This is a genomic window from Paraherbaspirillum soli (assembly GCF_042654985.1).
Taxonomy (GTDB): Bacteria; Pseudomonadota; Gammaproteobacteria; order Burkholderiales; family Burkholderiaceae_D; genus Paraherbaspirillum; species Paraherbaspirillum soli.
The window spans coordinates 197713-214162 of the sequence record NZ_JBHSMT010000026.1; the positions used below are offsets into that span (position 1 = coordinate 197713).

Here is a 16450-nt window from a genome sequence, read left to right on the forward strand (position 1 = left end):
GCGTCTTCGCGTATTGCGACATTTCTTACATTTATCACTGCTCAACCATTGTGAAAAACTCCGATCCCGACCTGTCTCTATTCACCTATGCCGACGAAATTATTTGCGGCGTTGACGAGGCCGGTCGCGGTCCATTGGCTGGGCCGGTATTTGCCGCCGCCGTGATGCTCGATCCTGAACGGCCGATCACCGGTTTGCGTGATTCCAAAAAACTCAGCGCAGAGCGCCGCGAAATCCTGGCAGAGCAGATCAAAAGTAACGCATTAGCCTGGTCCATCGCCCAATGTTCCGAAGCGGAAATCGACAAGCTCAATATCCTGCAGGCAACCATGCTGGCGATGCGGCGCGCGGTAGAGGGTTTGTCGAAGTTGCCGACCTTGGCGCTGATTGACGGCAATCGTTGTCCGGTGCTCAATATTCGCGCCGAAGCCATCATCAAGGGCGATGACAAGGTGCAGGCGATTTCGGCAGCGTCGATTCTGGCTAAAACGGCACGCGATGCGGCGTTGCAGGTGTTGCACGCACAGTATCCTCAGTATGCGTTCGATCAACACAAGGGATATCCGACTGCGCTGCATATGGAGCGACTGCGTTTGCACGGCGTGTCGCCGGTGCATCGGAAATCCTATGCGCCGGTGCGCGCTTTGCTCGCCGCCAATCTCGACTCATCGAGCTCCTGAACACTATGAAATCCATCACATCATCCGCCAATCCGATGTATAAGGAGCTGAAGCTGTTGGCCACCAGCTCGCAGGCACGGCGCAAGGCCGGGCGCACCTTGCTGGATGGGGTTCATCTGGCGCAGTCGTATTTGCAGCATGTCGGCTTGCCGGCACTCTGCGTGGTCAGCGAAACAGCGTTGCTCAATGCCGAGGTGGCGTCATTGCTCGCACAATGCGAGGCCGGTGCGGTGAAGTGCGTGGTATTGCCGGATCCGCACTACCACGTGTTGAGCCAGGTTGAGCACGGCGTCGGCCTGCTGTTCGTCATCGACACGCCGAAATCGGTAGTGCCGTCGGCGCTGACCCAATCCGCGGTATTGCTGGACAACTTGCAGGATCCCGGCAACCTCGGTTCGATTCTCCGTAGCGCCGCCGCTGCCGGAATCAAGCAGGTCTATTGTTCGGGCGGGACCGCATTCGCCTGGTCGCCCAAAGTTTTGCGGGCCGGCATGGGCGCCCATTTTTTACTGGAGATTTTTGAAGGCGTCGATTTGGCTGCCGTCGTCGCTCATGCACGGATACCGGTACTGGCCACCAGCTCATACGCTACGCAAAGTGTGTTTCAGGCGGATCTGACAGGACCGGTCGCCTGGCTGTTCGGACATGAAGGGCAGGGACTTGCCGAGGACCTGTTGCAGTTGGCGAGCCAGCATGTGGTGATCCCGCACCTGGGGCCGATGGAATCATTGAACGTTGCCGCAGCAGCGGCAATATGTTTTTTTGAGCAGGTGCGGCAAACGCAAAAGTAAGCAAGTTCGCTCACTTAAAAGGCGCGGATGTCCGGCTTGATCTCTTGCAAAATGGTCGCCGCAATTTCTTCAATCGACTTGGTGGTCGACGACATCCAGCGTATCCCTTCGCGCCGCATTATTTTTTCTGCTTCGTTGACTTCATAGCGGCAATTTGCCAGCGCAGCATATTTGCTGCCCGGGCGACGTTCATTGCGGATTTCCGATAGCCGGTCCGGTGCGATCGTGAGGCCGAAAATCTTTTGCTTGAACGGCATGAGGCCGCTGGGTAATTTATCCCGTTCGAAATCCTCGGGAATCAGCGGATAGTTGGCCGCCTTGACCCCGAATTGCATGGCCAGATAAAGACTGGTCGGCGTCTTGCCCGAGCGCGACACCCCGACCAGGATCACTTCGGCATCGGCCAGATTCTTGTGCGATTGACCGTCGTCATGCGCCAGCGAAAAATTGATCGCCTCGATCCGATTCTTGTATTCGTCAGTATTGGCGGTGTTGTGACTGCGGCCGATGGTGTGCGTCGACTTGACGCCGAGTTCGTTTTCCAGCGGCTCGACAAAAGTCTGGATCAAATCCATGTGCATCGCTTTGGCGTGCTGGATGACTTGCGACAGATCAGCCTTCACCAGCGTCGAAAAGACGATCGGCAATTTCCCATCCGCTGCATAAGCCTCGTTGATCTTGCGGGTCGCCTCGTAGGCTTTGTCCAGCGTATCGATGAACGGCAGACGCACCTGTTTGAAGCGCAGGTCGAACTGGGTCAGTACCGAGTGGCCGAAGGTTTCAGCGGTAATGCCGGTGCCATCGGAGACAAAGAAAACGGTACGGTTGGCTGCAATCAGCGGGGTGGAGGCGGTATGAACCATAGTGTTATTAAAGAGTAAAGCCGTTAAAAAATAGGGGCTTGTAAGGAAAAAAACTGACGCTGCCTGTAAAATGGCCGCCAACTGATTATTTCAAACCACCCGACGAAGAATAACAAAAAGCCAAGGGCGGTGAAGGCAATTGTGAAGATTTCTTATCATCAAACTAGAGGTTGTTATGTCCAATGCAATACAGATGGGTGCTCCCGAGGGGGCGGCTTACGTTAGCTCCTTTGAAAATCTGCGGATGACGGATGTCGATTCCGTCGGCGGAAAAAACGCATCGCTGGGTGAAATGATCAGCCAATTGGCCGGCGCCGGGGTTCGCGTACCGGGTGGCTTTGCCACCACTGCGCAGGCGTTCCGTGATTTCCTGTCGCATAGTGCAAACGGCGGATTGCCGCTGGCGGATCGGATTGCCGATCGGCTTGCAACATTAAATGTTGAAGACGTCAGGGCGCTTGCGCAAGCCGGCGCTGAAATTCGTCAATGGATTGTGGAAACCCCATTCCAGCCGCGTCTGGAACAGGAAATTAAGGATTTCTACGAACGCCTGGTGGCCGATTCTTCCAGCGAAATGTCGTTTGCGGTGCGCTCATCGGCGACTGCCGAAGACTTGCCGGATGCATCGTTTGCCGGTCAGCAAGAGACCTTCCTCAACGTGGTCGGCATCGACAACGTGCTGGAAGCAATGAAACACGTGTTCGCATCCTTGTATAACGACCGCGCGATTTCCTATCGCGTGCATAAGGGCTTTACTCACGCCGAAGTGGCGTTGTCGGCCGGCGTCCAGCGCATGGTGCGCTCCGATCTCGGCGCTGCCGGCGTCATGTTTACACTGGATACCGAGTCCGGCTTCAAGGATGTCGTCTTCATTACGTCCAGCTACGGCCTGGGCGAAACGGTGGTGCAGGGCGCGGTCAATCCGGACGAATTCTACGTTCACAAACCAATGCTGGAACAAGGCAAGCTGCCGATTATCCGTCGCAACATCGGCTCCAAGCTGATCAAGATGGAATTCACCGGCGAAGCCAAAGCCGGCCGTTCGGTCAAAACCGTCGACGTCCCGATCGAACTGCGCAATCGCTATTCGCTCGACGATGCGGAAATCGTCGAACTCGCCAAATACGCGGCCATCATCGAGAACCACTATCAGCGCCCGATGGATATCGAATGGGGCAAAGACGGGCGCGACGGCAAGCTCTACATTTTGCAAGCGCGTCCGGAAACCGTTAAATCGCAGGAAAAGGCGACCGATGCGCAGCAACGCTTCAAGCTCAAGGGCATAGGCAATGTGCTGGCCTCCGGCCGCGCAATCGGCCAGAAAATCGGCGCCGGCCCAGTCCGCGTGATTCATGATGCATCCGAAATGGAACGGGTCCAGCCGGGCGACGTGCTGGTAGCCGACATGACCGATCCTAACTGGGAACCGGTGATGAAGCGCGCCTCGGCGATTGTCACCAACCGTGGCGGCCGTACCTGCCACGCTGCGATCATCGCGCGTGAATTGGGCGTGCCGGCGGTGGTCGGTTGCGGCGATGCCACCGAAATGCTGAAAGACGGCACGCTGGTGACGGTGTCCTGCGCCGAAGGCGACGAAGGCAAGATTTACGACGGTCTGCTAGAAACTGAAGTGACCGAAGTGGCGCGCGGCGAATTGGCAAAATTGCCGTTGAAAATCATGATGAACGTCGGTAACCCGCAACTGGCTTTCGATTTCCAGTCGATTCCAAACGGCGGTGTCGGCCTGGCTCGCCTGGAATTCATCATCAACAACAATATCGGCGTCCACCCGCGTGCGATTCTGGAATACCCGCACATCGATCCCGACCTGAAGAAGGCGGTTGAATCGGTGGCGCGCGGACACGCATCGCCAAGGGCTTTTTACGTCGACAAGCTGGCAGAAGGGATTGCCACGATTGCGGCAGCATTCTGGCCGAAAAAAGTCATCGTGCGCCTGTCCGACTTCAAGTCGAACGAGTACAAGAAGCTGATCGGCGGTTCGCGTTACGAGCCGGACGAAGAAAATCCAATGCTCGGTTTCCGCGGCGCCGCGCGTTACCTGGCAGCCGACTTTGCTGAAGCATTCGAAATGGAGTGCCAAGCCATGAAGCGTGTACGCAACGACATGGGCTTGACCAATGTCGAGATCATGGTGCCGTTCGTCCGGACCTTGGGACAAGCCGAGAAGGTGATCGGCCTGCTGGGCAAAAATGGCCTGGTGCGCGGCGAGAACGGTCTGCGCGTGATCATGATGTGCGAAGTGCCATCGAATGCGATCCTGGCCGAGCAATTCCTGGAACACTTCGACGGCTTCTCTATCGGCTCCAACGACCTGACCCAGCTGACCTTGGGTCTGGATCGGGACTCCGGCATGGAATTGCTGGCGGCTGATTTCGACGAACGTGATCCGGCGATCCTGGCGCTACTCAGCAAAGTGATTGCGACCTGTATCGCCAAGGGCAAGTACGTTGGTATTTGCGGCCAAGGCCCATCCGACCATCCTGATTTTGCCGAATGGCTGATGAAACAAGGGATCGAATCGATTTCCTTGAATCCGGATTCGGTGATTGATACGTGGCAGAAGCTGGCTGCCGTGCAGTAAATGATATTTAAATTTGTACCGTAGTAAAAACGCGAGCCGAGTGCTCGCGTTTTTTTTTATTTGTGCGTTAGACTACTCCGACAATAAACTTCAGGGAGAGGGCACATGGCCCAATGGGTAACGTGGATGGTGGCGGCAGGTGTACTGATCGTGGCCGAGTTATTTACCGGTACCTTTTATTTATTGATGCTGGCAGTCGGCTTGGCTGCCGCAGGGCTCGCCGCGCTGATCGGCTTCCAGCTGGAGTGGCAATTGATTGTTGCCGCCGTAGTCGCCGTGGTCGCGATTTACATCCTCAGGCACAGCAAGTTTGGCCGGCAGAAAAAGGTCAAGGCCGAACGCGACCCCAACATCAATCTGGATATCGGTCAGTCCATCACAGTCGATGAGTGGCATCGGGAAAGCGGCGAGAGGGCTAAATACACGGCACGCGTGAAGTACCGCGGTGCGATGTGGGATGTCGAACTGGTACAAGATGCGATCGCGCAGGCCGGCGTATTCTTCATTCAGGAAATACGAGGAAGCCGGCTGATAGTTGCGAACAGCCCAGGAAAAATTAATAAGTAAGAAATCGATTCAGATAGACGTTCAAACTACCAATAAAGGAAATAAATCATGTTCGGAAGCGTCTCGTTAATCCTGTTGATCATTGCGATCGTATTCGTCGTCAAAACGATCAAGGTCGTGCCGCAGCAGCATGCCTGGGTGGTCGAGCGACTGGGGAAATATCATGCAACGTTGGGTCCGGGTTTGAACATTGTGGTGCCCTTTATCGATCGCATCGCTTACAAGCACATCCTGAAAGAAATCCCGCTCGACGTACCGCCGCAAGTATGTATCACTCGCGACAACACACAGTTGCAAGTTGACGGCATTTTGTATTTCCAGATTACCGATCCGATGCGCGCCTCGTATGGTTCCTCCAACTACATCGCCGCGATCACGCAATTGGCGCAAACCACGTTGCGTTCAGTAATCGGCAAGATGGAACTCGATAAAACTTTTGAAGAGCGCGATCACATCAACACCACCATCGTCAGCGCGATCGACGAGTCGGCTGCCAACTGGGGCGTCAAAGTCTTGCGTTATGAAATCAAGGATCTGACCCCGCCGAAGGAAATCCTGCATGCGATGCAGGCGCAAATCACGGCAGAACGCGAGAAGCGCGCTTTGATCGCCGCATCGGAAGGCCGCAAGCAGGAGCAGATCAATATCGCCACCGGTGAGCGCGAAGCGTCGATTGCCAAGTCCGAGGGAGAAAAGCAGGCTTCCATCAATCGCGCCCAAGGTCAGGCCGCAGCGATTCTGTCGATTGCCGAAGCGAGTGCCGAAGCGATTCGTAAAACCGCTGCCGCCATCCAGCAGCCGGGCGGTTCGGATGCGGTGAATCTGAAAGTGGCCGAACAATACGTGGCCGCCTTCAGTCAACTCGCGAAAACCAATAACTCGATCATCGTGCCTGCCAATCTGGGCGATATGAGCGGACTGATTGCCACTGCGATGCAAGTAGTCAAATCGCAAGCCAAGCCTCAATGAACTGATTAGCAAAAATACTGCTTGCGGTAGTGAATACAAAACGGCGGCTTTGGCGAAAATCAGATTTCGCCAAGGCCGCCGCTTTTTTTCGGAAGAAGGGCTATTTAACGCCTGTGCTGTTTCATCGCTGCCTGAACTTCGCGCTCGCCGTCACGTTGCCGCTCGGTGGCGCGTTTGTCATGCTGTTTCTTACCCTTGGCCAGACCGATTTCGCATTTGATCCGGCCGCGTAAGTAATGCAGGTTGATCGGCACCAGCGTATATCCGGCGCGCTCGACCTTGCCTATCAATTTCTTGATTTCCTCGGCATGCAACAACAGCTTGCGTGTGCGTACCGCTTCCGGATGAACGTGGCTGGAGGCGCTGAGGAGGGCGCTGATATGCGCGCCGAACAGGAACACTTCACCGTTGCGCACGATGACGTAAGCTTCTTTTAGCTGAGCGCGTCCGGCGCGGATCGCCTTTACTTCCCAGCCATGAAGTTCCATACCCGCTTCGAAACGCTCTTCGATGAAATAATCGTGAAAGGCTTTTTTATTATCAATAATGCTCATGTTGGTGGGAAGTCGTGCAGGTCGGTTAAAATTTCAAGCTGTGATTCTATCAAACGGTTGATATTCAATGGCAGTAGTGCATAAAACGGTTCTCTTGGGGTATAGCGCTGAACAGATGTTTGCGCTGGTTGATCGGGTCGAAGACTACCCGCAATTCTTGCCGTGGTGCGGCGGCGTCGATGTCCGCGAGCGCGCTGAGGGGAAATTGATTGCGACGCTCAACATACACTATCACGGCATAAAACAATCGTTTACTACCGAAAATTCCAACACGCCATCGAGCTCGATGCAGATGCGTCTACTCGAAGGACCGTTTAAACATCTCGATGGCAACTGGCATTTCAAGGCATTGCGGGCCGATGCCTGCAAGATCGAATTCGATTTGCACTATGAATTTTCTAGCAAAATTCTGGAGAAGTTGATCGGGCCGGTGTTCAGCATGATCGCCAACAGTTTTGTCGATTCATTCTGTAAGCGCGCCGATGCGGTGTATGGCAGCCATGACTGAGATGACCGCCGACACCAGCCAAGACCTGCGGATACAGGTCTGCTACGCGACGCCGACGATCCAGATTGTCAAAGATTTGACGGTGCCGCCGGGGACGTTGCTGCATGACGCCATCAAACGCAGCGGTTTGCTGGAAGAAATTCGCGAGATTGACCTGAGCTGCTGGCGCGTCGGAATTTTCGGCAAATTGAAAACGCTGGACACCGTGCTGCGCGATCAGGATCGGATCGAAATTTACCGGCCACTGATAGCCGATCCGATGGAGTCGCGGCGCAAGCGTGCAAAGAAAGTAGCTGATACGGAAGCAAAGAATCTTAGCGGGAAAAAATAAAATATATGTGTCTTTGAGGACCTGGCTTTGTCCAAAAATTTGATTTCCGCCCCGACAGACGGCTCATTGCTTGGCAATTACTTTGACAAGAAAAACGAAATTAAAAAAGGCGCGAACAAAGTCAGAATGAGTCCACTTGTTAGCGCTATTGGAATGCTGGAAGGGCTGCATGTCTGTTTGATGATGGGGAGTGTTGAATCCAGAGCAGTGGCTCCGCTAGCGCCAATACAGGCCTGAGAAAAATGAGCACCTGTTGTATATAACAGAAGAATTGCAATCAGCTCACGAAATAGGTCAATCAAGAGCGCAATCGCACCATAAGACTCGCCTAATTTGCTCGATACTAGGACCCCAGAGAGGGTGAACCATCCAAAACCACTGGATAGAGCCAAGGATGTTCGAATATTTTCTCCTGTAATAAAATAAGCGATACAGCCACCTGCCAGAGAACCGATAATGACAAGAACAGGTATGGCAAGAATCTTGGCGGAAATCCATGTCGGATCAAGTTTTACGCCAACACAATCCACACCAACTATGAAAATCAATGTGTAGAGCAGAATATCGGTTGATGGCAGCCACCCCATGCTCATGCTCATGCCAATGGCTAGCTCTAACTTTGAGACAAAGATTCCGCATAAAACCATCGTTAATGCGATGCTGCATGCAATTAACGAACTCCATATGTATTTGAGCGCCTCATTCCTCTTTCCAGTATTGCCGTCAGTATGTTCCTTTGATTTAACAAAGAAGAAAATCATGTACCACGGAATGATTGTCGTTAGAAATGCGAAAGAAATAGCAATATAAAACGTTTTCCATGCAGCCGAGGGTTCTCCTAGAATATTGCCAAAGTCATATCCAATGGCGAAAAGCAGTAGCCACACAAATGGGTTTATTAATTTTCCGATCAGCGTTGAGATTTCTTGCGGCAGTAGCCTTCCAGCACCGTAGCCTATGACTAGCGCAATTAGTATTGGGAAAATGGAGTGGAATATGGCTTGCATGTTAAATATTTTGCTTCATGAGGGAAAAGTCAGCTTCAAAGACGATTTCTCCAGCCCGCAACTTGCTTTAGCACATTGGCCGGTGCAGTGCCACCGAAGCTCACCCGCGAGTTTACTGAGTTGTCTACCCCGAGCACGATGTATACATCGGCGGTGATACGACCGTCGACGGCCTGCATCGCGTCGAGCGGGATTTCTTCTAGGCTGACGCCACGGTGGTCGGCTTCGCGTACGAGCCGACCGGTGATGTGGTGCGCTTCACGGAAGGGGATTCCAATGAAGCGGGTGAGCCAGTCGGCGAGATCGGTGGCCGTAGCGTGGCCTAGGCCAGCAGCAGTGCGCATGCGCTCCTTCACGGGCTGCATGTCACTTACCATGCCGATCATGGCCTGCAGGCAGATTTCCAATGTGCTGGCGGCGTCGAAGGTCTGCTCCTTGTCTTCTTGCATGTCCTTGGAGAAGGCCAGAGGCAAGCCCTTCATCATTGTCAGCAGGCCAGCGAGCGAGCCGTTGACGCGGCCGACCTTGCCGCGGATCAGCTCGGCTGCGTCGGGGTTGCGCTTTTGCGGCATGATCGACGAACCGGTAGTCCACTCATCGGACAGTTTGATGAAATCGAACAATGGCGACATCCACAACACTATCTCTTCTGATAAACGGGACAAGTGCACCATAGACAGCGACGCGAACGAGAGGTATTCCACCGCGAAGTCGCGGTCGGACACACTGTCGAGCGAATTGCGCATAGGGCGATCGAAGCGCAGAGCCCTCGCCGTTTTATCGCGGTCGATCATAAAGGACGTTCCCGCCAGCGCGGCGGCACCCAACGGCGACTCGTTCATGCGACGACGAGAGTCACGCACACGCGACAGATCGCGACCGAACATCTCGACGTAGGCCATCAGGTGGTGGCCGAATGTGATCGGTTGCGCGCTTTGCATGTGCGTGAAGCCGGGCATCACAGTGTTCGCATGTTCCTCGGCCCGGTCAAGCAGCGTGTGCAGCAACTCGCCGAGCAATTCGTCGGCGCGGTCGTGAGCGTCGCGCACCCACAGGCGAAAGTCGGTGGCGACCTGATCGTTACGGCTGCGCGCCGTGTGCAGGCGGCCGGCGACCATGCCGATCAGGTCGTGCAGCCTTGACTCGACGTTCATGTGGATGTCTTCAAGACTTCTCGAAAATTTGAACTTGCCCTCGCTGATTTCCTGCCGGATGTTCGACAGGCCGGACGCGATGAGTTGATGATCTTCCTTAGTGATGATGCCTTGGTCACTCAACATCTCGCTGTGAGCCAACGAGCCGTCAATGTCCTGCATCGCCATCTGCTGGTCGAAATCGATGGACGCATTGATAGCTTCCATGACGTCAGTAAGTTTGGTTGCAAATCGACCACGGATGAGCATGCATTTGTCAGTTGCCATAATTTTCTTGGTAGTGTGTGTAAATGAAAGAAATCACTGTGGTTCACGCCGAGCCCACGAACTCGCAGAGGCGTGAATAGTCAGAGCTCGCGCACATGCAATAGCCAAGCCGTTGATTGACGGACCATGCGTCGCCACTTACGTTCTGATCGAGAGAGAAATGGTACTGAACCTCACGCAGATCGCTGATTGGGTGCAGCAGCCGGGTCTGCGGAAAAAGAAATTTGATACCGTAATAGTCGCCGCTTACCGGCGTAGTTACAAGATTGCGTACACCTAGGCCAGCGCGTTGACACAGCAGTACTTCTTCAAATGAAACACCATAGCGCCCCTCCACCAGTTCGGAAATGTGGTCTCCCGCGATGCGGCAACCAGCCTCAATAACCTTGATCCCAGAAACACCGATTTTGAGTTCCACATGCATCACACCGGCAACGAGCTTCCAACTCAACGCCACACGCTGCGCCACATCCAACAGCCGCTCGCGCTGTGCGCTGTCGAATATCTCAGCATTCACATGGCCTATCTCGAAACACGAAGGAAACGGAGGGACGAACTTACGCGTAGGGTACATCGCGATAACCTCGCCACCTTCGACGATACATTCCAAGCTGTATTCTTGACCGTCGGCAAATTCCTCAACGATGGCCTGGAGTGTGAATGCATAGTTGGTTAATTTGGATTTTTTGAACAAGAACATCCGTTCCAAATTCTCCAAGACTTCGTCGGGCGTATGGCACAGCCTCACAAAGAGACTCATCGCCATGTTTATCGGTTTGACGATGACCGGGAACCGTACGCGGCTCCAATCGAACACCCGAGCTTCCTCGATCGAAGATAGCGTTCCAATCACCTTGGGCTGAGGCACATATGCGGCCTCGAAGGCATTACGCATCAGTCGCTTGTTGCGCGACGCCTGGATGGCTTGCGGGTCGTTCCCGGGGAGGCCTAGTTCCTTCGCCAGTATGTCGGCAGCGATGACCGCGAATTCGTTGCCTGGCACCACGGCGTCGATGTCCATGCCCTTTACACTACGCAGCAGGTCAGCGGGGTCATCGCTGAGCTCGCGCACGCGTAGCCAGCGGTGCAGTCGCTTACCATCGCCGCCGACGGTTGACGATTCGATGGTGATGATGGAAAGTTTCCACCCACGACGATCACACATGTCCAGCATGCGGCGCAGCGTGTATTCGGCAACGGGATGCAACACGAGAATTTCTTTCATGGGATTTTCGGCGAGTTTCTATGATTAGAGTTGGGGGGCTAGGGTGCAATGGAACAGCAAGCCAGGTTAAGAAATAGGAAATTAGGAACTGAACGAGTATCGAATCACTGTCAAGTCAGTCGCATAAACCTGCTGCGGTGAGGTGAACTGGGACGATTGAGTAGCCATAACGACGCATATCCTTAACGGGGTTTTAGGTTCCATTGCTTCCGAGGCCCCAATCGTGCAACGTGCCGGTCTGACACAGCTTTGAGCGCCATCTCATAGTTCTCGAAACCTACGAACTCGTTGCAGCGACGTGCCACTTCGCGCATGTAGTACTTGGCATATAGGTCCACTTGCTGCGTAACGGCGTACGACGGCAGAAGCAATGTACGTGGGTGTGATGAAAGATTCGGTCCACTGCGGTGCGGAGTGAGAGCGTGGAAGATCAGTGCGTCGCCTGGCTCCAGTTCGGGCGTTTCGCCGGTGCTCACATCGATCTGCTCGATGTTGAAGTCGGCATTGGGATTGCCGTCCGCGCTGGGCAGAAGTGCTTTGTGGTAGCCAGGGAAGAACTCAATGCCACCTGATTCCTCATTGCTCGGGTACAGCGTAATGCCCACTGAGCAAAGAGAATCTGCCGACATGTCTAACCAGCGCCAATACAGAAAATCTTGGTGCTGTGCATATCCGCCGGTATTGGGTGACTTGCGGATGAGCTTGCATTTGAGCAGCGATAGCGGACCTCGCAGGATCTTCTCTAGCGGGTCCAGAAGGCGAGCATCGAGCACTGCGTCGAGAAGCATCGGCGAGATATCGACCACCGGATCGAGCCGGTCGACGATGCAGGTGCCAGAGGTATTGCGACGGAATTCGCTGCGCAGATTCAAGTCGTCCAGCAGACCGGGCAGCGTCCACAGCCGTTGACACTCCTTACGCCACGAGGCAACGTCCTCGGGCGAAAATATCCCTTTGAGCACCGTATAACCCTTGCTCCAGTACTCGTTCTCCGCTATGAGAATTTGTTGTGTTGTGATGTTGCTGCTCTTCATCTATGTTGCCCCTTACCTGAGTTATGAACGTGCTGGAGGTCACTGACGCGTCTGGTCATGTGCTGCGCCGCCTGTAAGATGCGACTCGGCGCGGTACCTCCGTGGCTAGTGCGCGACGATATTGATTCATCGGCGCTGAATTGTGGCCAATCCGGCGCGCCGAGGCGCTCATCAACCTGTGCTCGAGTTGCCGGTGGCAGTTCTGCCAACGTGCAGCCGCTTTTTTGCGCTAGATCCACCAGACTGGACATCATGTGGTGTGCTTGCCGGAAGGGAATGTGTTTCTCGCGCGTGAGCCAGTCCGCGAAGTCGGTTGAAGTGGTGAAGCCCGTGTTCGCGGCGGTGCGCATTGCGTCCTCGTGTACTGTCAGGTGCTCGACAACGAGCCTGAGCACGTCAAGCGAAAGGCAGATCGCATCGGCCGAATCGAAGGTCGCTTCCTTGTCTTCTTGCATGTCCCGACAGTACGACATGGTGAGCCCCTTGAGTACGATCTGCACTGTGTTCAGGTTGCCGACGATTCGCCCACTTTTGGCGCGCACAAGTTCCAGTGCATCTGGGTTGCGCTTGTGCGGCATGATGGCTGAACGTCCCGCCAAGAAGTCCGGTAGCGACAGAAACCCGAACTGTGGCGTGATCCAGATCACCACGTCTTCGGCAAAGCGAGATGCATGGATAGACGCGGTTGCGCAGGCGCCGAGGAAGTCGAGCACGAAGTCGCGGTCGGCCACGCTATCAATGGAATTGGCCGTGGGTTGCGCGAAGCCGAGTTGTACAGCCGTAAATTCGCGATCGATGTTAAAGCTGGTGCCTGCTAATGCACAGGCGCCCAGCGGCGATTCGTTGAGCCACTCGCGCACTTGCCCGAAGCGGCGTGCATCACGGAAGAACATCTCCGCATAGGCAAGACACAAATGGCCGAAGCTTACTGGCTGCGCAGCCTGCAGGTGGGTCATGCCTGGCATCACTGTTCGAGCATGTTGCTCGGCCTGTTCGACGAAGGCAGCGATCAATTCGAACAGCTTGCCGAGTACTTCATCGCACTTATCGCGAATCCACATGCGAAGCGCAGTGACCGCGAGGTCATTGCGTCCACGGGCTGCACCGATCTTACCGGCCATCATACCCACGTGACGCTCGAGTTCGGCTTCCACGTTCATGTGAATGTCCTCAAGCTCCGGCTTACATATAAAGCTGCCTTCGTCGATGTCGACACCAATTTGCTTCAGTCCGGCTAGCAACACCTCGCTGTCCTCACCGCTCAGAATACCTTGTCGCGCCAGCATGGCGACGTGGGCTGAGGTGCAAGCAACATCGGCCTGCGCGAGGCGGTAGTCGAAGTCTACCGACGAATTGACGGTGTCAAGTACCCGTTTTGTTGTTGCGTCCATGGCTTTGTACCTACGCTACGATTTCGATAAAGATTCCGGATACGACATCCTTGCATGTCTGCATCGCGGCCACTGGGTCAGTGCCGACGCACACTACATAGCCCACACGATTGAACGAATCCTTGGGTGCGCTCACCTTGTCACCGGGCTTCAGCGGCAAGTGCAGCTTGATAACGCCAGCATGGCCGCGCCAGCGCTCTACACCACAAATTGTCTGGACCGTGCCAGCTGGCGGAGTGAAGAAGCGGATCGCGGCAGCTCCAAGCGAACGCGGCATTGGCGGTTCGTCGTCGATTTGTCCAAGCGGCCATTGCACTGCGAAGTCGAGCATGTCAGCGCCGGTGGCATTGCGCACTAGCGAAGGGATCGAGTCGCCGCCAACGCGGGTGTGCGTTTCGATGACAACAGGACCATTGCTCGTTAACCGCAGCTCAGTATGCGTACAGACGTCAGTGATCTCCATCACGTCGAGGAAACCCTGGACGTATTGAACAATGGTCTCGTGCTCTCGTTCGGAGATGTCCGCAGGCACGACGTGTCCGATTTCGACGTAGGGATTGAGCAGATCGTCGCTGTTGGTCAGCTTGCTAGTCACCGCATAGACTACGTGGCGGCGGCCGAAGCTAAAGCTTTCCACCGAGAACTCGCGACCATCGAGGTATGCTTCGACGACAAGATCTTCGTTCTCAATGTTTGCTGCAATGATCTGGGCTTTGTTGTCGAAACGTAGGATGCGTTGGCTGCCCTGCCCGTAGCGCGGCTTTGCAATGACGGGGAATCCGTGCCTCTCGGCAAAGGCGGCAATGCCTATCGACGACGTGGCCGACGCGGCTGGCGCGCTTGGGAAGTTCTTTTCGGCTAGCCATCCCCGCATCAGCACTTTGTCGCGCGTGCGTTCAACGGCTTCAACACTCACACCGCCCAAGTCAAGTGCACGCGAAATGCGCGCAGCTGGAAGCAGCGCCAACTCTGTCATTGAGATTACGCCGTCAAAGGGCTCAATCCCGTGCAGGGCCTGCAGCATTGGGATCAGGCCGGCGTCACTTTCATAGTCGGACACGATAGTGCGCTTGGCGAAAGGCAGCAGAACGGGATCAAAAATCCCCGGTAGGTCTACAAGTGTCAACTCGGCACCGAAAAGTTTGGCACGATCACATAGACCGGGACCACCACCGACGATAATCAGTCTCTTATTCATCTTGATGACTCCATGGAGGTAGAAAAAGACGTGGATGGGTCGCAAATTTTGGTGAACTCGCGAGCCAGATCGGCATGTGTATTCTTCGCGGCCTCGCGTCGCAACAGCACCCACGCAAGACAGCAAAGCGCTAGCGCAACGCATATGAGTGTCGCCATGGTCACCGCGCTGGGCAGACCCATGCCCGCGTAGGCTGCAGTGAAGGTGTAGGTACACGTACCGACCAGTGTTGCGGAAGTCATGCGCCGGATCGCCGCAAACCGCCCGCGCAACTCCGGAGCCACTAACGCCTGCACCGTGGTCGTGAAGTAAACCGTATGCGAGGCGGTGGCGAAGCCCAGCACGTAGACCAGTAGGAAGTAGGCGTATGCCTCGAAGAAGATCAGTTGCAACATGGTGGCGATGGCAACGATGGGCATCAACAACAGCACGCGGTGCAACTGAGGTATCTCCAGGTTGTGTCGCGCCACCAGCCAGCCTAGAGTGATTGAGCCGAGCGTAAACATCACGTCCACCGTCGACAAGATCATGGCTCTACCGTCCAGATGTCGCTCCACCAGCAGCGGAAGTGAAAGGTTGAACAGAGCCACCACGACCAGATCCGCCGCGCCGAGCACGATGACCCAAATTATCTCCGGCGAACGCATGACCGTGCCCAGCATGCGTGCGAAGCCACGGAACAGATTGCCGCTATAGGTTGGTTTGGCAGAGGTGGCGACAAGTCCTGTACTTGCGCGCGCATAGAACCACCCGGCTACGGCTGTGCCCGCGGCGATCGCGAACAGGCAGTGGACGAGGCCCACCCGATCCATCACGGCGCCGGCGACCAGCACACCGAGCAAGAGGCCCCCTTGTGAGGCGAGCTGATGCCGCCCGTTCATGTTGATAAGGCTACTAGCGTGCACCAGTGTCGGCACCAACACAAACACGCCAATGCGGATGGCTGAGTTCAGCACGCCGATGAGCACGCTTGCAAGCAGCATTATGTCTGCATGCGGGCCATGAATGGTCAGAGTCAACGCCAGCATGACTAGTATTGCGCTGGTCGCCGCTGTAGCTCGTGATACGAGTTGCGCCGGCCCGTGCCTATCCACCCACGAACCCGTGACGAGTGGCACGACAAAGGCGAAGAGAGCGTCGCTTGTGACGTAGATCATGTTGTACCAGATGTCCCCGCTACTGCGAAATAGCTGTACGGTGAATGCAACGAATAGGAGGCCACGGCCGCAATTCATCGCGAACTCGGCTTTAAGGAAATCTGCCGCCTGCTGCCCGATGGGGGGACTCATACTCTAGCCTCAGCGAGGTC

16 protein-coding genes are annotated in these 16450 nt (G+C 55.2%); 7 read left to right on the forward strand and 9 right to left on the reverse strand.

The window, feature by feature from the left end:
- Positions 1–50: 50 nt before the first annotated feature.
- On the forward strand, positions 51–680 hold the full coding sequence (gene rnhB / locus ACFPM8_RS14775) for a ribonuclease HII (RefSeq protein WP_378998318.1): 630 nt from the start codon (positions 51–53) through the stop codon (positions 678–680).
- A 5-nt stretch (positions 681–685) separates the two neighbouring features.
- Positions 686–1471 carry a TrmH family RNA methyltransferase gene (locus tag ACFPM8_RS14780; protein WP_378998320.1) on the forward strand — a complete coding sequence of 262 codons (786 nt, stop codon included), beginning with the start codon at positions 686–688 and terminating at the stop codon, positions 1469–1471.
- 14 nt (positions 1472–1485) lie between these two features.
- Here ACFPM8_RS14780 and ppsR read toward each other — a convergent pair whose 3' ends face one another.
- The gene (gene ppsR, locus ACFPM8_RS14785; RefSeq protein ID WP_378998322.1) at positions 1486–2334 is read right to left on the reverse strand and encodes a posphoenolpyruvate synthetase regulatory kinase/phosphorylase PpsR; all 849 of its coding nucleotides are present in this window, start codon (positions 2332–2334) and stop codon (positions 1486–1488) included.
- Between the two features lie 244 nt (positions 2335–2578).
- Here ppsR and ppsA point away from each other — a divergent pair, with 244 nt between their 5' ends.
- From ppsA to ACFPM8_RS14800, 3 genes are all read left to right on the forward strand, one after another.
- Positions 2579–4936, forward strand: a complete 2358-nt coding sequence (gene ppsA, locus ACFPM8_RS14790) for a phosphoenolpyruvate synthase (protein WP_378998683.1) — start codon at positions 2579–2581, stop codon at positions 4934–4936.
- A 105-nt stretch (positions 4937–5041) separates the two neighbouring features.
- A complete protein-coding gene (locus ACFPM8_RS14795; protein ID WP_378998324.1) occupies positions 5042–5503 on the forward strand; it encodes an NfeD family protein in 462 nt (153 codons plus the stop codon).
- A gap of 48 nt (positions 5504–5551) precedes the next feature.
- Positions 5552–6472: an SPFH domain-containing protein gene (locus ACFPM8_RS14800; protein WP_378998326.1), complete on the forward strand. Its 921-nt coding sequence runs from the start codon at positions 5552–5554 to the stop codon at positions 6470–6472.
- 104 nt (positions 6473–6576) lie between these two features.
- On the opposite strand, the gene smpB is transcribed toward ACFPM8_RS14800, so the two are convergent.
- Positions 6577–7026, reverse strand: a complete 450-nt coding sequence (gene smpB / locus ACFPM8_RS14805; RefSeq protein ID WP_378998328.1) for an SsrA-binding protein SmpB — start codon at positions 7024–7026, stop codon at positions 6577–6579.
- 67 nt (positions 7027–7093) lie between these two features.
- Here smpB and ACFPM8_RS14810 point away from each other — a divergent pair, with 67 nt between their 5' ends.
- Entirely contained in the window at positions 7094–7534 is a 441-nt protein-coding gene (locus tag ACFPM8_RS14810) for a type II toxin-antitoxin system RatA family toxin (RefSeq protein WP_378998330.1), read from the forward strand.
- Positions 7509–7865 carry an RnfH family protein gene (locus tag ACFPM8_RS14815; RefSeq protein ID WP_378998331.1) on the forward strand — a complete coding sequence of 119 codons (357 nt, stop codon included), beginning with the start codon at positions 7509–7511 and terminating at the stop codon, positions 7863–7865. Before ACFPM8_RS14810 ends, ACFPM8_RS14815 begins: the two co-directional genes overlap by 26 nt.
- A 77-nt stretch (positions 7866–7942) precedes the next feature.
- Here the strand turns inward: ACFPM8_RS14815 and ACFPM8_RS14820 are convergent, their stop codons facing one another.
- The 7 genes from ACFPM8_RS14820 to ACFPM8_RS14850 form a co-directional block, all read right to left on the reverse strand.
- Positions 7943–8872, reverse strand: coding sequence for a LysO family transporter (locus tag ACFPM8_RS14820; RefSeq protein ID WP_378998333.1), 930 nt, complete (start codon positions 8870–8872; stop codon positions 7943–7945).
- Between the two features lie 35 nt (positions 8873–8907).
- On the reverse strand, positions 8908–10293 hold the full coding sequence (gene argH, locus ACFPM8_RS14825) for an argininosuccinate lyase (RefSeq protein WP_378998335.1): 1386 nt from the start codon (positions 10291–10293) through the stop codon (positions 8908–8910).
- Positions 10294–10336: 43 nt separating this feature from the next.
- Entirely contained in the window at positions 10337–11518 is a 1182-nt protein-coding gene (locus ACFPM8_RS14830; protein WP_378998337.1) for an ATP-grasp domain-containing protein, read from the reverse strand.
- A gap of 182 nt (positions 11519–11700) precedes the next feature.
- Complete coding sequence (locus tag ACFPM8_RS14835) at positions 11701–12552, reverse strand: phytanoyl-CoA dioxygenase family protein (RefSeq protein ID WP_378998339.1); 852 nt, start codon at positions 12550–12552, stop codon at positions 11701–11703.
- Entirely contained in the window at positions 12549–13943 is a 1395-nt protein-coding gene (gene argH, locus ACFPM8_RS14840) for an argininosuccinate lyase (protein ID WP_378998341.1), read from the reverse strand. The genes ACFPM8_RS14835 and argH (ACFPM8_RS14840) overlap by 4 nt, the downstream gene beginning before the upstream one ends.
- A gap of 10 nt (positions 13944–13953) precedes the next feature.
- Entirely contained in the window at positions 13954–15141 is a 1188-nt protein-coding gene (locus ACFPM8_RS14845) for an ATP-grasp domain-containing protein (RefSeq protein WP_378998342.1), read from the reverse strand.
- On the reverse strand, positions 15138–16430 hold the full coding sequence (locus ACFPM8_RS14850) for an MFS transporter (RefSeq protein WP_378998344.1): 1293 nt from the start codon (positions 16428–16430) through the stop codon (positions 15138–15140). Before ACFPM8_RS14850 ends, ACFPM8_RS14845 begins: the two co-directional genes overlap by 4 nt.
- Positions 16431–16450: the final 20 nt, after the last annotated feature.

What these genes read in the sequence shown, in the direction of transcription:
- ACFPM8_RS14820 (WP_378998333.1), bottom strand. Translation starts at nt 8,872, where the DNA reads ATGCAAGCCATATTCCACTCCATTTTCCCAATACTAATTGCGCTAGTC.
- smpB (WP_378998328.1), bottom strand. Translation starts at nt 7,026, where the DNA reads ATGAGCATTATTGATAATAAAAAAGCCTTTCACGATTATTTCATCGAA.
- ACFPM8_RS14850 (WP_378998344.1), bottom strand. Translation starts at nt 16,430, where the DNA reads ATGAGTCCCCCCATCGGGCAGCAGGCGGCAGATTTCCTTAAAGCCGAG.
- ACFPM8_RS14810 (WP_378998330.1), top strand. Translation starts at nt 7,094, where the DNA reads ATGGCAGTAGTGCATAAAACGGTTCTCTTGGGGTATAGCGCTGAACAG.
- ppsR (WP_378998322.1), bottom strand. Translation starts at nt 2,334, where the DNA reads ATGGTTCATACCGCCTCCACCCCGCTGATTGCAGCCAACCGTACCGTT.
- ACFPM8_RS14815 (WP_378998331.1), top strand. Translation starts at nt 7,509, where the DNA reads ATGCGGTGTATGGCAGCCATGACTGAGATGACCGCCGACACCAGCCAA.
- ACFPM8_RS14800 (WP_378998326.1), top strand. Translation starts at nt 5,552, where the DNA reads ATGTTCGGAAGCGTCTCGTTAATCCTGTTGATCATTGCGATCGTATTC.
- ACFPM8_RS14795 (WP_378998324.1), top strand. Translation starts at nt 5,042, where the DNA reads ATGGCCCAATGGGTAACGTGGATGGTGGCGGCAGGTGTACTGATCGTG.
- ACFPM8_RS14780 (WP_378998320.1), top strand. Translation starts at nt 686, where the DNA reads ATGAAATCCATCACATCATCCGCCAATCCGATGTATAAGGAGCTGAAG.
- ppsA (WP_378998683.1), top strand. Translation starts at nt 2,579, where the DNA reads ATGACGGATGTCGATTCCGTCGGCGGAAAAAACGCATCGCTGGGTGAA.
- argH (WP_378998341.1), bottom strand. Translation starts at nt 13,943, where the DNA reads ATGGACGCAACAACAAAACGGGTACTTGACACCGTCAATTCGTCGGTA.
- ACFPM8_RS14835 (WP_378998339.1), bottom strand. Translation starts at nt 12,552, where the DNA reads ATGAAGAGCAGCAACATCACAACACAACAAATTCTCATAGCGGAGAAC.
- argH (WP_378998335.1), bottom strand. Translation starts at nt 10,293, where the DNA reads ATGGCAACTGACAAATGCATGCTCATCCGTGGTCGATTTGCAACCAAA.
- ACFPM8_RS14830 (WP_378998337.1), bottom strand. Translation starts at nt 11,518, where the DNA reads ATGAAAGAAATTCTCGTGTTGCATCCCGTTGCCGAATACACGCTGCGC.
- ACFPM8_RS14845 (WP_378998342.1), bottom strand. Translation starts at nt 15,141, where the DNA reads ATGAATAAGAGACTGATTATCGTCGGTGGTGGTCCCGGTCTATGTGAT.